General features: G+C 45.8%; 12 protein-coding genes. 11 read left to right on the forward strand and 1 reads right to left on the reverse strand.

Annotation, left to right across the window (positions count from 1 at the left end; all coding sequences use genetic code 11):
• Positions 1 to 19: 19 nt before the first annotated feature.
• On the reverse strand, positions 20 to 2,818 hold the full coding sequence (gene barA / locus R7127_RS03500; protein WP_213886902.1) for a two-component sensor histidine kinase BarA: 2,799 nt from the start codon (positions 2,816 to 2,818) through the stop codon (positions 20 to 22).
• A gap of 192 nt (positions 2,819 to 3,010) precedes the next feature.
• On the opposite strand from barA, the gene rlmD reads away from it, so the two are divergent.
• The 11 genes from rlmD to R7127_RS03555 all read left to right on the forward strand — a co-directional run bounded on the left by rlmD (position 3,011) and on the right by R7127_RS03555 (position 15,426).
• Entirely contained in the window at positions 3,011 to 4,330 is a 1,320-nt protein-coding gene (gene rlmD, locus R7127_RS03505) for a 23S rRNA (uracil(1939)-C(5))-methyltransferase RlmD (protein ID WP_318142724.1), read from the forward strand.
• A gap of 123 nt (positions 4,331 to 4,453) precedes the next feature.
• Positions 4,454 to 6,673: a GTP diphosphokinase gene (relA, locus tag R7127_RS03510; protein WP_005380915.1), complete on the forward strand. Its 2,220-nt coding sequence runs from the start codon at positions 4,454 to 4,456 to the stop codon at positions 6,671 to 6,673.
• Positions 6,674 to 7,022: 349 nt separating this feature from the next.
• Positions 7,023 to 7,826 carry a nucleoside triphosphate pyrophosphohydrolase gene (gene mazG / locus R7127_RS03515; RefSeq protein WP_033907439.1) on the forward strand — a complete coding sequence of 268 codons (804 nt, stop codon included), beginning with the start codon at positions 7,023 to 7,025 and terminating at the stop codon, positions 7,824 to 7,826.
• Positions 7,827 to 8,031: 205 nt separating this feature from the next.
• A complete protein-coding gene (locus R7127_RS03520; RefSeq protein WP_021034029.1) occupies positions 8,032 to 9,672 on the forward strand; it encodes a CTP synthase in 1,641 nt (546 codons plus the stop codon).
• A gap of 78 nt (positions 9,673 to 9,750) precedes the next feature.
• Complete coding sequence (gene eno, locus R7127_RS03525; protein ID WP_033907438.1) at positions 9,751 to 11,052, forward strand: phosphopyruvate hydratase; 1,302 nt, start codon at positions 9,751 to 9,753, stop codon at positions 11,050 to 11,052.
• A 401-nt stretch (positions 11,053 to 11,453) separates the two neighbouring features.
• Complete coding sequence (gene ftsB / locus R7127_RS03530; protein ID WP_005380907.1) at positions 11,454 to 11,735, forward strand: cell division protein FtsB; 282 nt, start codon at positions 11,454 to 11,456, stop codon at positions 11,733 to 11,735.
• 1 nt (position 11,736) lies between these two features.
• Positions 11,737 to 12,444 (forward strand): 2-C-methyl-D-erythritol 4-phosphate cytidylyltransferase, encoded by a 708-nt coding sequence (ispD, locus tag R7127_RS03535; protein WP_017821625.1) that lies wholly within the window; start codon positions 11,737 to 11,739, stop codon positions 12,442 to 12,444.
• A gap of 14 nt (positions 12,445 to 12,458) precedes the next feature.
• Positions 12,459 to 12,935 (forward strand): 2-C-methyl-D-erythritol 2,4-cyclodiphosphate synthase, encoded by a 477-nt coding sequence (gene ispF / locus R7127_RS03540; protein WP_005380896.1) that lies wholly within the window; start codon positions 12,459 to 12,461, stop codon positions 12,933 to 12,935.
• Positions 12,936 to 12,980: 45 nt separating this feature from the next.
• On the forward strand, positions 12,981 to 14,024 hold the full coding sequence (gene truD / locus R7127_RS03545) for a tRNA pseudouridine(13) synthase TruD (RefSeq protein WP_033907437.1): 1,044 nt from the start codon (positions 12,981 to 12,983) through the stop codon (positions 14,022 to 14,024).
• Positions 14,024 to 14,800, forward strand: coding sequence for a 5'/3'-nucleotidase SurE (surE, locus tag R7127_RS03550; RefSeq protein WP_005380894.1), 777 nt, complete (start codon positions 14,024 to 14,026; stop codon positions 14,798 to 14,800). Before truD ends, surE begins: the two co-directional genes overlap by 1 nt.
• On the forward strand, positions 14,800 to 15,426 hold the full coding sequence (locus tag R7127_RS03555; protein ID WP_033907436.1) for a protein-L-isoaspartate(D-aspartate) O-methyltransferase: 627 nt from the start codon (positions 14,800 to 14,802) through the stop codon (positions 15,424 to 15,426). The genes surE and R7127_RS03555 overlap by 1 nt, the downstream gene beginning before the upstream one ends.
• Positions 15,427 to 15,429 lie beyond the last annotated feature (3 nt).

A 15,429-nucleotide genomic window follows, 5' to 3' on the forward strand; every position in this document is an offset into this window, starting at 1 on the left:
TTTGTTTCTCTTCAATAGATCACTGTTCAAGGTATAACTTTGCGGTTGTTGTTACTTTAATCATTTCATCTTGCAGCTCGAACATTTCAGGCTCAACCTCCTCAAGACTGACCCCTGAGCGCAGTGCTTGCTCAAGCGTCGCACAGAGTGATTTCAGCCTTGGAACGCCACAATATGAACTACTGCCGTGCAGCTTATGGATGACATGAATTAGGTCGTCACGAGAGATATCTTCTTGCTCCAGAGCTTGGTCAACGACTGCTTCTACTTCAGGGATGAACTCAATCAACATGCGCAGCATATCTTTGGCGAGATCCTCTTTATTCGCGCTCTGTTTCAAGGCTGCTTGCCAATCAATAATCACATCCTGCTGAGGCGAAGAAACGGATTGTGGTGCGCTTCCTTCAGGTTCATCAACGTATGAAGGGGCGACTTTGCCAATGCTCTCTGTACAAGCATTTGGGTTCCAGTGAACCAAAACCTGTTGCAGCACATGCTCTTCAATAGGTTTGGTCAAGTAGTCATCCATTCCTGCTGAGAGCAAGCGGTCTCGTTCCCCTGCCATGGCATGCGCCGTTACCGCAATCACTGGCGTGTCTTTATTTAGCTCCAACTCTTTAATGTGCTTACAAGCGGTCACACCATCCATTTGTGGCATTTGGATATCCATGAAGATTAAATCGTACTTTTTCTCTGTCGCCAGGTTCACCGCTTGCTGGCCATTGCTACAGGCGGTGACGGTTTCTACTCGTTCGCGGAGCAGTGCAGAGATCAGCTTCAAGTTTGCAGGGTTGTCATCCACTGCTAGTACAGTGAGAGGTAAACGGTCCCCTTCGCTTGGCGTAATTGGAGCGCTTAATACAGGTGGCGATTCTACATGTTCGCTAATCAGGCTTTGTAGCAATTTACGGCGAGACAATGGCTTGGTCAGGCACTGGACATGATGCTCTGTCATTATTTGGTCCGCAAGCGCCAATTCGGTACTCGGTGTCCCTAGGAGAACACTCGGAGCCATGCGTTTTGCTTGTTCTATCCAAGGTGTAATAACTTCCGCATCGTGAGTCTGGTTGGCCGCTAAATTCAACAGTACATAATCATATTGTTCTTCGTTGTTTGGTAGCGAAGAGCGGTAGGTTACTAAAATACCCTCCTGACTTAGAATCTGTTGGGTTACGGATGCGGCTTGCATGTTTGGTTCAATCAGCAGTAACTGCTTCCCAGTCAGAAGTTCCACTTCAATCAGTTCGCTCATTGGCATCTCGGTTGAGTGCAAGCGCACCGTAAACCAGAAGGTTGAACCTTGGTGTAGACGGCTGGTTAAACTGATTTCGCCGCCCATCTGGCTCACCAGTTTCTGAGTGATAACCAGACCAAGACCAGTACCGCCGTAACGACGTGAAATACTTGCATCTGCTTGGCTAAAGGCTTGGAACAACTGCGCTTGCTGACGCTCAGAGATACCAATACCTGTATCACGCACCATGAATTGCAGTTCGACGGAGTCTCCTGATTGAGAGCGCATTTCTACGCTAACATCAATGTTGCCTCGCTCGGTAAATTTGATTGAGTTACCGACTAAGTTCGTCAAAATTTGCTGGATACGTAGTGGATCCCCAACTAAACCTGGTGGAATTTTAGGGTCCACTTTTAGGGTAATTTCTAACCCTTTCTCATGTGCACTTGTGGCTTGTAGGTTAATTACCTCTTCTAAACTTTCTCGGAAATCAAAAGGAATGTTTTCCAGCGCCAGCTTACCCGCTTCAAGTTTCGAGAAGTCGAGAATGTCATTGATGATATTCAGCAAGTTGTTCGCCGATTTCTCAATCGTCTGTAGGTAATCCGTTTGGCTGTTAGAAAGCTGCGTTTTAAGCATTTGACGAGTAAAGCCAATCACCCCATTGAGCGGAGTACGCAGCTCGTGCGACATGTTCGCCAAGAACTCTGACTTAACCCTGGCCGCTTCTTGCGCGCGTTTCTTCGCGATATCCAGCTCAACGTTCTGAATTTCTAGCTGCTCAAGCGTTTCACGTAAGTCGGACGTGGCTTGGTCTATACTGTGCTGCATCTCCACGTGATATTCTGATAACGATACCGCCATGGCGTTGATGCCATTTTTTAGCTGGTCTAACTCACCGTGCATTTTGCCTTCGATACGCACATCAAGATGACCGCGGCGAATGCGGTCAACGACATTCTTCATGTGGGTGATAGGTTGGGTCACATCGTGCATTAGACGTGAAGCAAACACACTTGCTAAGCCAAGACCGAGAACCAGAACTAAAAAAGCAGAGAAGACTTCTTGATACTGTTGCAGCCTCAAGGAGGAGAGATCTAACTCGACGGCGATGTAACCAATCGCTTTTGTGCCTTGGCTTTCGTTCGACAACTCCGCTAAGTAGTGACCTTCTGACAAAATGGGGACACGCAATATCAGTGAGTTTTCGTAGATTTCCGAATTACCCAGTTGCGGGATCGGTTTATCTTTGGGAAACATCAAGGCTTCAAAATTAGGATGAAAGTTAGAGGTCACAAAGAGCTCATGATGTTCATCAAATACCGCGATACTACGAACCAGTTTGGAGTTTTTGCGGTGCGCGTAGCTTATCAAGCGACGTACCGCCTCTCGGCTTTCTGATAGTAGATGAGTTTCACTGGCAATCGCCAGCGGCTCAATAATGCTGTTACCAGTGGTGATAACTTGTTTCTCAAGGTCTTGGTAGCGGTTAAATGAGAAAAAGCCGCTCAGTAATAAACCAATAATGAGAGTGGGAGCGAGAGTTAGTGTAATTACACGTGCTCGTAAGCCATATCTGGTCATGTTATCTAATTACATCGGAGTCTGGATATGGGAAAATAACGCATTATTTCTCAAGCGCACGATAAAGCCTTGAGCAAAGAAGTGACGTCACCGAATAAACGGTAAGCATAATCAAGTCACTCGAATCACACAACGGCTGCAATCAAGAATAGTGAAGCCGAAGAGCAATTACACATAAATCAGGCATAGAGCATGGCACGCATCTTTCAACCGAAAAAGAAAACCCAACTCAATACTCGGCACCAAGCAGTGCAATTAGAGCGTTTAGATCACCACGGCGCAGGCATTGCTTACCTCAAAAAGAAGCCATTGTTTATCGATGGAGCACTGCCGGGTGAGGAGGTGGTCACTCAATTGGTGGAAGAAAAGAGCAAATACGCTCGCGGTAAGTTGATTAAAATCCTTAAGCCGAGTGAAGCTCGTGTGGAGCCATTTTGCCCACATTATCATGAGTGCGGTGGCTGTGATTTGCAGCATCTAGATTATGACCAACAATTGACGTACAAACAGCAAACGTTGCGTCAGCTAATGCGAAAATTTTCAGGCAGTGACATTGAACTAGATGCCCCGTTATTGGGATATTCGCAGGCCTACCGTCGCCGTGCGAGAGTGAGCTTGTTTGTTGATAAAAAAACACGTCAGCTACATTTTGGTTTCCGTAAAAAGCAGAGTAAGCAAATTGCGCAAGTGACCGATTGCCCAGTGCTGGCACCGGAACTGAATGTTTTGCTGCCAGAGATTTACTCAGCCCTAAAAGCGTTCAAAAAGCCGGAACAATTGGGTCATGTAGAGCTGGTACTTGGTGATAATGGGCCGTGTATTACGCTGCGCCACTTGAGCGCTCTGACAACGAGTGAAACTCAATCTCTAACGGAGTTGGCAAAACGTCATGGCGCATCGTTGTACTTAATGCCATCGACAGAACAATTAGACCTTATCGAAGGCGATATGCCTTTTTATCAAGAAGTTGGAGTAAAAATCCCTTTTGCACCAAATAACTTTATTCAAGTAAACCAAGGTGTAAACCAACAAATGGTCAAACAAGCGGTTGAGTGGTTAGACCCACAAAAGAGTGACCGAGTGTTAGATTTGTTCTGTGGTTTAGGCAACTTTAGTTTACCAGTTGCGAAATTAGCTAAGTACGTGGTTGGAGTAGAGGGTGTTGCAGAGATGGTAGAAAAAGCCACAAACAATGCATCTTTGAACCAAATCAATAACGCGCAATTTTATCACGCTAACCTTGAGCAAGATTTTGAAGGCCAAGCGTGGGCCGCAGAGCGGTTTGATAAAGTATTATTAGACCCGGCACGCGCGGGAGCGAGTGGGATCATCGATCAAGTTTCTGAGCTTGGCGCACAGCGTGTAGTTTATGTTTCTTGTAATCCTGCTACCCTTGCTAGGGATAGTCAAAGCTTGATAGAGCAAGGCTATAAATTAACTAAATTAGGTATGCTGGACATGTTCCCTCATACCAGTCATCTAGAATCGATGGCATTGTTTGAAAAGTCCTAACTTTAGGACTTTGACCCCTTATTTGTGGTGGGTGGTCATAAAGCCAGCGTGTACGCGCGGTAAAAAGAACTAACCTGGACGGTGTTAGTCAAACCACACGAATATAATAATTAGGATGATGAGATGGTTGCGGTAAGAAGCGCGCATTTAAACCAAGATGAACAGTTTGAACTCGAAAACTGGGTGGCTAGCCTAGGACAAGAGAAAAACACAGCCTCACGCTTAATCGAAGTATATCGAGATTGCCAGACGGTATTAGCTGATAACGAGCAAGCGGAGCTGTTGTTGTGGCGTGGACGAGAAATGATCGAAATTTTGATCACCTTGTCTATGGATCAAGCCACTTTAGTGGCTGCTCAACTGTTTCCTTTGGTTTCAAGTGGTGCTTTTAACAGAGAAATTCTGGAAGAGAAATACAGCAAAGAAATCATAAAATTAATCGACGGCGTTGAAGAAATGGCTGCTATTGGCCAACTCAACGTCAACATGGAAGGCAGTGCAGCGTCATCTCAGGTAGACAACGTACGCCGCATGCTGCTTGCCATGGTGGATGACTTCCGCTGCGTAGTTATCAAGCTCGCGGAACGAATTTGTAACCTTATTGAAGTTAAAAAAGCGCCAGATGAAGTTCGACGTGCGGCGGCAAAAGAGTGTGCCAACATCTATGCGCCGCTAGCAAACCGATTAGGCATCGGTCAGCTGAAATGGGAAATTGAAGATTACGCTTTCCGCTACCAACAACCGGAAACTTACAAACAAATTGCCAAACAGCTTTCTGAGCGACGCATCGTTCGTGAACAGTACATCAAAGACTTTGTTGAAGACCTCACGCACGAAATGGAAGTGTCGGGCATCAATGCCGAAGTGAGTGGTCGACCTAAGCACATCTACAGCATTTGGCGAAAAATGCAGAAAAAGAGTTTGGCCTTTGATGAGCTGTTTGATGTGCGAGCAGTGCGTATCATCGCGGACAAACTGCAAGATTGTTACGCGGCTTTAGGCGTAGTTCACACCAAATACAAGCACCTACCGAGCGAGTTTGATGACTACGTTGCTAACCCTAAACCAAACGGTTATCAATCGATCCATACAGTAATTCTAGGGCCAGAAGGCAAAACCATCGAGATCCAGATTCGTACCAAGCAAATGCATGAAGAGTCGGAACTGGGTGTTGCAGCGCACTGGAAATATAAAGAAGGGGCAAGCAGCCGAAGCGGTTATGATGAGAAGATCACGTGGCTGCGTAAGCTACTGGATTGGCAAGAAGAAATGTCTGACTCTGGCGAAATGCTCGATGAGTTACGTAGCCAAGTCTTTGATGACCGTGTTTATGCCTTTACACCACGTGGTGATGTTGTCGATTTGCCAATGGGGGCAACGCCGCTAGATTTTGCCTATCACATTCACTCCGAAGTGGGACACCGTTGTATCGGTGCCAAAGTCGGAGGTCGTATTGTGCCGTTCACGCATAAATTACATATGGGTGACCAAGTCGAGATTATCACTCAGAAAGAACCTAACCCATCACGTGACTGGTTAAACCCATCATTAGGCTTCGTTCATTCTGGTCGTGCGCGTGCCAAAATTAACGCCTGGTTCCGAAAACAAAGCCGTGAGAAGAACCTTGAAGCAGGTCGTGAAATCCTTGAGCATGAGTTAGCCAAGATTGGCGCAACGTTAAAAGATGCAGAGCATTACGCCCTCAAGCGGTTTAACGTCAAAACACCAGATGAATTGTATGTTGGTGTAGGTAGCGGTGATTTGCGCATCAACCAAATCATTAACCATATTAACGCGTTAGTTAACAAGCCAACGGCAGAGGAAGAAGACCAGCAAGCACTGGAAAAACTGCAAGAAGCTGAGCATAAATCACCCGCGCAAAGCCGACCGAAAAAAGACGCAGTTGTAGTAGAAGGCGTCGATAACCTAATGACACATCTAGCACGTTGCTGTCAGCCAATTCCAGGTGACGATATCTCTGGTTACATAACGCAAGGTCGTGGGATTTCAGTACACCGTAGTGACTGTGAACAGCTAGAAGAACTGCGCCATCATGCGCCAGAGCGCATCATCGATACAGTCTGGGGCAGCGGCTTTGTGGGGTCATACATCCTCACCGTGCGTGTTGAAGCGATGGAGCGAGGTGGTCTACTCAAAGACATTACGACACTGTTCGCCAATGAAAAGATCAAAGTGACCAGTATGAAGAACCGAGTCGACTACAGACGTCAACTTGCCATCATGGACTTTGACCTAGAAGTCACCAATATTGAGGTGCTTTCGCGGGTTTCGAAACGTGTGGAACAGATCAAGGATGTCATGACGGTGAAACGCCTCGGCTAAAACTCTCGTCATAGTTATCGTTGTAGCGTTGTTGACTGCACGCACTCGCTCCATCACATGGTGAACCATGCTCAGGAGTCTCGTTTGTTTGTCGCCTAGCTACAACTTCAACTATTTACAGGGTTACACTTGCGTCATATTTGGCTTTTTATCTGCGTTAGCTGCACTTATTCCGACGTGCCGGCTCAGGGGCATCACATAGTAGGCTATGCTCAGGAGTCGCGAAAACTTGTTGCCTTGTCAAAGTAACAATTACTTAGTGAAAGCTGCTGAGAAAATATAATGTAGAAGGTGAGTGGTTTTGGCTGCTCACCTTTTTCTTTAATAGAAAGGTTTAAAGGAACAAAAAATGAGTCATCCAATTGAACAGTTAGAACAAATCATGGCGAAGCTGCGTGACCCCGAAAACGGTTGCCCTTGGGACTTAAAACAAACCTTTGACACCATCGTTCCGCATACAATAGAAGAAACCTACGAGGTGGTGGACGCGATTCAAAATCGAGATTGGCTCAATCTAAAAGAAGAGCTAGGGGATTTGTTGTTTCAGGTGATTTTTTACAGTCAGCTAGCGAAAGAGCAAGAGCTGTTCGACTTTTCGGATGTCGTCGAAACCGTGAACGAAAAACTGACTCGTCGCCACCCGCATGTTTTTTCAGATGTTGAGTTTGAATCTGACGAGGAAATTAACGCGAACTGGGAAGCGGAAAAAGCAAAAGAAAAAGCCCTAGTAGGCAAAGCGGAAGAAAGTATCCTAGACTCAATACCAAACTCTTTACCGGCACTTTCTCGTGCTACAAAAATTCAGAAAAAATGTGCAAAATTTGGGTTTGATTGGGATTCACTTGGCCCGGTTGTCGATAAAGTACGAGAAGAAATTGACGAAGTCATGGAAGAGGCACTGCAAGTTCAGCCCGATGAAGAGAAAGTTGAGTTGGAGCTCGGTGATTTGCTATTTGCGACTGTCAATTTGGCTCGCCACCTTGATAAAAACCCAGAAGTCGCGCTAGGAAAAGCAAACGTAAAGTTTGCGCGACGTTTTAAACAAGTTGAAGGCAAGGTCCAGCAGTCAGGCAAAGTACTTACAGATTGTTCTTTATCAGAACTTGACCATTTTTGGGATGAAGTAAAACAAGAAGAATCGAGGCAGAGGTAAACTGGCAGAATACATAATATAAGGTCAGCTTGTTTGGTTACACGAAAACGGACTTTGGTTTGTCTTTGCTCACTTTGATTTGAAGCAAAAAATAAAAAATTACGGTGTGATAGATTTCACGTTGTGGCGGTAAGGAGCTTCTGGTATATTTATCTCCCGTCCAGAAGCACTCCATTTCCCTCATTCAACCAATTTCAGGTTAAACATGACGACAAATTACATTTTTGTTACTGGCGGGGTTGTATCCTCTCTAGGTAAAGGTATTGCAGCAGCATCTCTTGCGGCTATTCTAGAAGCTCGTGGTCTTAAAGTGACTATGATGAAGCTTGACCCTTACATCAACGTTGACCCGGGCACAATGAGCCCTACTCAGCACGGTGAAGTGTTCGTTACAGAAGATGGCGCAGAGACTGACCTTGACCTTGGTCACTACGAGCGTTTCATCCGTACCAAGATGACCAAGCGTAACAACTTCACTGCAGGTCGTGTTTATGCCGACGTACTTCGTAAAGAACGTCGTGGTGACTACCTAGGCGCAACTATTCAAGTTATCCCTCATATCACTAACGCGATCAAAGATCGCGTTATTGCAGGTTCTGAAGGCCATGATGTGGCTATCGTTGAAGTTGGCGGTACTGTTGGTGATATCGAATCACTACCATTTATGGAAGCGATTCGTCAGCTAGCTGTTGAGCTAGGCCGTGAGCGCGCAATGTTCATGCACCTAACACTTGTTCCTTACCTAGCGGCAGCGGGCGAAGTGAAAACTAAGCCGACGCAACACTCTGTAAAAGAACTTCTATCTATCGGTATTCAGCCAGACATCCTAGTTTGCCGTAGCGATCGCGTTATTCCTGCGAATGAGCGTAAAAAAATCGCACTGTTCTGTAATGTTCCAGAAAAAGCAGTAATTTCAATGAAGGATGTAGACTCTATCTACAAGATCCCTCAGTTGATTAAATCTCAAGGGCTAGATGACCTTGTGTGTGCTCGCTTTGGTATTACTGCTCCTGAAGCAGACCTTTCTGAATGGGAACAGGTTATCTACGAAGAAGCAAATCCTACTGGTGAAGTAACCATCGGTATGGTTGGTAAATACATTGAATTACCAGATGCATACAAATCTGTGAACGAAGCGCTTAAACACGCTGGCTTGAAAAACCGTCTAAGCGTCACAATTAAGTATGTAGACTCACAAGATATCGAAACAAAAGGCGTTGAACTTCTAGAAGGTTTGGACGCGATCCTAGTACCAGGTGGCTTCGGCGATCGTGGTATTGAAGGCAAGATCCGTGCGGCTCAATATGCACGTGAAAATAACGTGCCTTACCTAGGTATTTGTTTGGGTATGCAAGTTGCACTAATCGAATACGCGCGTAACGTTGCGGGTATGGAAGGTGCACATTCAACAGAATTTAACAAAGAGACTAAGTACCCTGTGGTAGGTTTGATCACAGAGTGGGTAGACGAATCAGGTAGCGTAGAAGAGCGTACTGAAAAGTCTGACCTAGGCGGTACGATGCGTCTTGGTTCACAGCTGTGTCACCTAGAGAAAGGGACTAAAGCTCGTGAACTGTACGGTAGCGCGACGATCCATGAACGTCACCGTCACCGTTACGAAGTGAATAACGTGCTTCGTCCGCAAATCGAAAAAGCAGGCCTAAAAGTATCAGGTCTATCTGCGGACAAGAAGTTAGTGGAAATGATTGAGAACCCAGCTCACCCATGGTTTGTAGCGGCTCAGTTCCACCCAGAATTCACCTCGACTCCTCGCGATGGACATCCATTGTTTGCAGGTTTTGTTAAGGCTGCGGGCCAAAACGCACGCGGCGAATTCGAGAAGTAAAAGGATACGGGCGGCGGCGAAGGTTGTGCTGCTGCCCTTTAAGATTGACATTTATATTTGAAACGAGAGGAAACATTAATGTCTAAGATCGTTAAAGTTCTAGGTCGTGAAATCATCGACTCACGTGGTAACCCAACTGTAGAAGCTGAAGTACACCTAGAAGGCGGTTTCGTAGGTATGGCGGCAGCTCCATCTGGCGCATCTACTGGTTCTCGCGAAGCTCTTGAGCTACGTGACGGTGACAAAGCACGTTTCCTAGGTAAAGGTGTTCTTAAAGCAGTTGAAGCTGTAAACGGCCCAATCGCTGAAGCTCTAGTTGGCAAAGACGCTAAAGACCAAGCTGCAATCGACGCAGTAATGATCGAACTAGACGGCACTGAAAACAAATCTAAATTCGGTGCTAACGCTATCCTAGCTGTTTCTCTAGCAAACGCTAAAGCTGCTGCTGCTGCGAAAGGCATGCCTCTATACGAGCACATCGCTGAGCTAAACGGCACTGCAGGTCAGTTCTCTATGCCTCTACCAATGATGAACATCATCAACGGTGGCGAGCACGCAGACAACAACGTTGACATCCAAGAGTTCATGATCCAACCAGTTGGCGCTAAGACTCTTAAAGAAGGTCTACGTATCGGTGCAGAAGTATTCCACAACCTAGCTAAAGTTCTTAAGTCTAAAGGCTACAGCACTGCAGTTGGTGATGAAGGTGGTTTCGCTCCTAACCTTAAATCTAACGCTGAAGCTCTAGAAGTTATCGCAGAAGCTGTTGCAGCTGCTGGTTATGAACTAGGTAAAGACGTTACTCTAGCTATGGACTGTGCTGCATCTGAGTTCTTCGACAAAGAAGCTGGCATCTACAACATGAAAGGCGAAGGTAAAACTTTCACTTCTGAAGAGTTCAACCACTACCTAGCTGAGCTAGCTAACCAATTCCCAATCGTTTCTATCGAAGACGGTCTAGACGAGTCTGACTGGGATGGCTTCAAGCACCAAACTGAACTACTAGGTGGCAAGCTTCAACTAGTAGGTGACGATCTATTCGTTACTAACACTAAGATCCTTGCTGAAGGTATCGAGAAAGGCGTAGCTAACTCTATCCTTATCAAGTTCAACCAAATCGGTTCTCTAACTGAGACTCTAGCTGCAATCAAGATGGCTAAAGACGCAGGTTACACAGCAGTAATCTCTCACCGTTCTGGCGAAACTGAAGATGCAACTATCGCTGACCTAGCGGTAGGTACAGCTGCAGGTCAAATCAAAACTGGTTCTATGAGCCGTTCTGACCGTGTTGCTAAGTACAACCAGCTAATCCGTATCGAGGAAGCTCTAGGTGAGCGCGCTCCTTTCAACGGTCTTAAAGAAGTTAAAGGTCAAGCTTAATTCTTAATTGAATTAACCGCTTAACTTAAAGCTTTTGAAAACGCCTCGCACTTGCGGGGCGTTTTTTATATGACGGAAGCTCTAAGTGAGCGCGCTCCTCCATGTTTCAAGGAAGTGGTCTCAAAGAAGTTAAAGGTCAGGCTTAATTCTTATTGAGTAAAGTTTCGCTAAATAGCTTTTTGAAACCATCGCTACGGCGGTTTTTTGTATTTATAGGTTTGTATTTTTGGCTCTTACTTTGGTCATGGGTAAGGAGCGCTTCCTATGAGCTTGTTTCATTTTGCTGCTTATTTCTTGTAAGGAGCGTGTGAGTCTCCCTTTCTCCCCTAGAGGCAACCTCGCATTTATGCTATATATGTCACCTTATCTAATTCCTTCCGGTACAGAATGTTAGCAGCGATATGCGAATCTTTGTTATAGCCCTTACGCTACTGTTTGGCTTGCTTCAATACACTCTATGGTTTGGTAAAAACGGAGTGTCTGACTACTACACAGTAAAAGATGAAATTGAAGTTCAGCAACAAGTGAACAGCAAGCTACAAGCTCGCAACAATGAAATGTTCGCTGAGATTGATGACTTAAGGCAAGGTCTTGATGCGATTGAAGAACGTGCGCGTCATGAGCTCGGTTTAGTTAAAGATGGCGAGACTTTTTACCGCATTATAGGTGAGGAAAACCATTAAAATGTTGGATATGAACTCATCGCATATCGCAATTGTGCCAGCTGCGGGTGTGGGTAGCAGAATGAAGGCAGATCGCCCTAAGCAATATTTATTGATCGAAGGTAAAGCGGTACTGGAACATACCGTAGAGAAACTGCTTTCCCACCCAAATATTTCTAAGGTTGTCGTTGCCATTACTGACGGCGACCCATATTACCCAGAATTGTCCATTGCTAAGCACCCAGATGTGATTCGTGTAGCTGGTGGTAAAGAAAGAGCAGACTCTGTGTTATCAGGGCTAAACTATGTCAATGAGCATCTGGAAAGCGAGTGGGTATTAGTCCACGACGCTGCGAGGCCATGTGTATTAACATCCGACATTGACCGTTTGATTGATGTTTGCTGCGCCCACTCAACGGGTGGCATTCTCGCATCTCCTGTGAGAGATACAATGAAGCGAGCAAACGCAGTACAAGATATCGATCATACGGTAGATAGAGAAGCATTGTGGCATGCACTTACTCCACAAATGTTTAAAACTCAGCAGCTTACTCAAGCACTGGCTGACGCATTAGAACAGGGTGTAACCATTACCGATGAAGCCTCGGCTTTGGAATGGTTAGGCGAGAAGCCAGCCTTAGTTCAAGGGAATGCGAACAATATAAAAATCACTCAGCCAGAAGATCTTGCGTTAGCCGAGTTTTATCTAAGCCGTGAGCGCGGCGAATAAAGAAAGGATAGAAAATGATTCGAATTGGTCATGGTTTCGATGTACATAAATTCGGTGGTGAAGGCCCAGTCATTATTGGTGGTGTAGCAATCCCTTATGAGCAAGGTTTGATTGCTCACTCAGATGGCGATGTAGCGTTGCATGCGTTAACGGATGCTCTGCTGGGCGCGATTGCTGCCGGCGATATTGGTCGTCATTTCCCAGATACGGATGATAAATGGAAAGGCGCAAACAGTCGTGAATTACTGAAAGACGTTTACCGTCGAGTTAAAGAGCAAGGCTACCGTCTTGGCAATGCTGATGTAACTATCATGGCACAAGCGCCTAAAATGGCACCACACATTGACGCAATGTGTGCGGCGATAGCCGAAGACCTAGAAACCGACATTAGTAACATTAACGTAAAAGCGACGACGACAGAACGTCTCGGTTTTACTGGACGCAAAGAAGGCATTGCAACGGAAGCCGTTGTACTTCTGTTTAAGCAATAACTAGCAATTTGCTCCTCTAAGCTGTGATATCAGCGGAAACACATCATGTCAGACATTTTATCTTCATTGGCTTACCTAACGGGTAAGCCAGTTGCATCGGCAAAAATTAAAGCGCAGCCAGAGCATTTTCAGGTTCGCGAAGATTTAGGTTTTGCCTTTACGGGCGAAGGCGAGCACTTAATGGTTCGTATCCGTAAAACGGGCGAGAACACCAGCTTCGTTGCTAACGAGTTAGCAAAAGCCTGTGGTGTTAAGTCGAAAGACGTTAGCTGGGCGGGTCTTAAAGACCGTCATGCGGTGACGGAACAGTGGTTAAGTGTCCATTTACCAAAAGGTGAAACGCCAGATTTTTCAGCGTTTTTGGCTCAATACCCAAGTATCGAAATCCTTGCAACAGATCGTCACAATAAAAAACTGCGTCCTGGTGACCTAGTAGGGAACGAGTTCGTGGTTACTTTGTCTGAAGTGACAGATATAGCGGATGTAGAGCAACGTCTTGAAAAAGTGAAACAAGTTGGCGTGCCAAACTACTTTGGTAGTCAGCGTTTTGGTAACGATGGCAACAACCTTGAAGAAGCACGTCGATGGGGACGCGAAAACGTTCGTACCCGCAATCAAAACAAGCGAAGCATGTATTTATCAGCGGCTCGTTCGTGGATTTTCAACCGCATCGTTTCAGCTCGTCTAGAGAATGGTGTGTTTGATAAGTTCATTGATGGTGACATTGCACAGACGAATTCTGGCACTCAGTTGATTGATGCAAACAACATCACTGATTTGCAAGTGCAATTTGCACAAGGTGAAGCGGCAATTACCGCTGCGCTTGCTGGCGATAATGCACTGCCTACTCAAGCCGAGGCTCTGGCATTAGAGCAACCGTTTTTAGACGAAGAGCCTGACCTCATGGCGCTGATTCGTGGTAATCGCATGCGCCACGATCGTCGCGATATTGCGCTGAAGCCAAAAGATTTAGCTTGGACGGTTGAAGGTAACAACATTACGCTGACTTTCTCACTGGATGCGGGATCTTTTGCGACCTCTATTGTTCGTGAGTTAGTTAATGAGGTTGAAGTAGAAAGAGAATACTAATGGAACAGGATTCACGAAACCCGAAGCCCTTAAGAGTCTTAATCAGCAATGATGATGGTGTTCATGCACAAGGGATTCATGCCCTCGCTGATGAGTTGAGAGATATCGCCGAAGTGACCATTGTCGCACCTGATCGAAATCGTTCAGGTGCTTCGAATTCACTCACATTAGAACAACCATTACGCGTGACTGAAATTGCCCCAAATATCTACTCAGTGCAAGGCACGCCCACGGATTGTGTGCATTTCGCGCTGAATGAGCTAATGAAAGATGATTTGCCTGATCTTGTTCTGTCAGGAATCAACCATGGCGCTAATTTGGGTGATGATGTTCTTTATTCTGGAACAGTAGCAGCCGCCATGGAAGGTCATTTCCTTGGCGTTCAGTCGGTGGCTTTTTCACTAGTGGGTAAGCGACATTTCGAATCCGCCGCTAAAATTGCACGTCAAATTGTACAACAGCATTTAGCGTCGCCGATTCCAACGAATCGTCTACTGAACGTAAACGTGCCTGACTTACCATCAGAGAATTTAGGTGAAATTGAAGTTACGCGTTTAGGTGCACGTCATCACGCAGAGAATATGATCAAGCAGAAAGATCCGAGAGGCCATGACATTTATTGGTTAGGGCCACCAGGAAAGGAGCAAGATGCAGGAGAGGGCACGGACTTTTATGCAATTGAGCATGGCCGAGTTTCAATGACGCCTCTGCAAGTTGATCTCACCGCTCACGAGTCGCTGCGTGCTATGGATAGTTGGTTAAAGGAAGAGAAGTAATGAGTAACCCACATGCTGACAGGTTGATAGCGTTTCTTATCTCCAGTGGCATCAAAGACCAAAGAGTTCTGGATGCTATCCAACGCTTGCCACGAGAAAGCTTTGTTTCTCAAGCGATGATGCACCAAGCCTATGATAACAATGCGTTACCAATTGGTCAGGGACAAACTATTTCTCAGCCTTATATCGTTGCTCGTATGACCGAGTTGCTTGAGCTAGAATCGGCGAGTCGTGTTCTGGAAATCGGAACGGGATCGGGTTATCAAACTGCGGTACTGGCGCAAATTGTTGATCATGTATACTCCGTTGAGCGAATTAAATCGTTGCAATGGGAAGCAAAGCGTCGCCTGAAGCAATTGGATATTTACAATGTTTCAACTAAGCATGCTGATGGGTGGCAGGGCTGGGAAGCGAGAGGTCCTTTCGATGCTATCATTGTTACCGCTGCCGCTGAAGTGATTCCCCAAGCTCTTCTCTCACAATTAAGAGATGGCGGCAAAATGGTCATTCCTGTTGGAGATACGGAACAACAGTTATTAAAAATAGAGCGTAAGGGAGACGAATATCTCTCTACCGTTGTAGAAATGGTTCGGTTCGTACCTCTGGTTGCGGGTGATTTAGCTTAAGGG

The organism is Vibrio sp. 1159 (assembly GCF_033340395.1).
Classification (GTDB): Bacteria; Pseudomonadota; Gammaproteobacteria; order Enterobacterales; family Vibrionaceae; genus Vibrio; species Vibrio alginolyticus.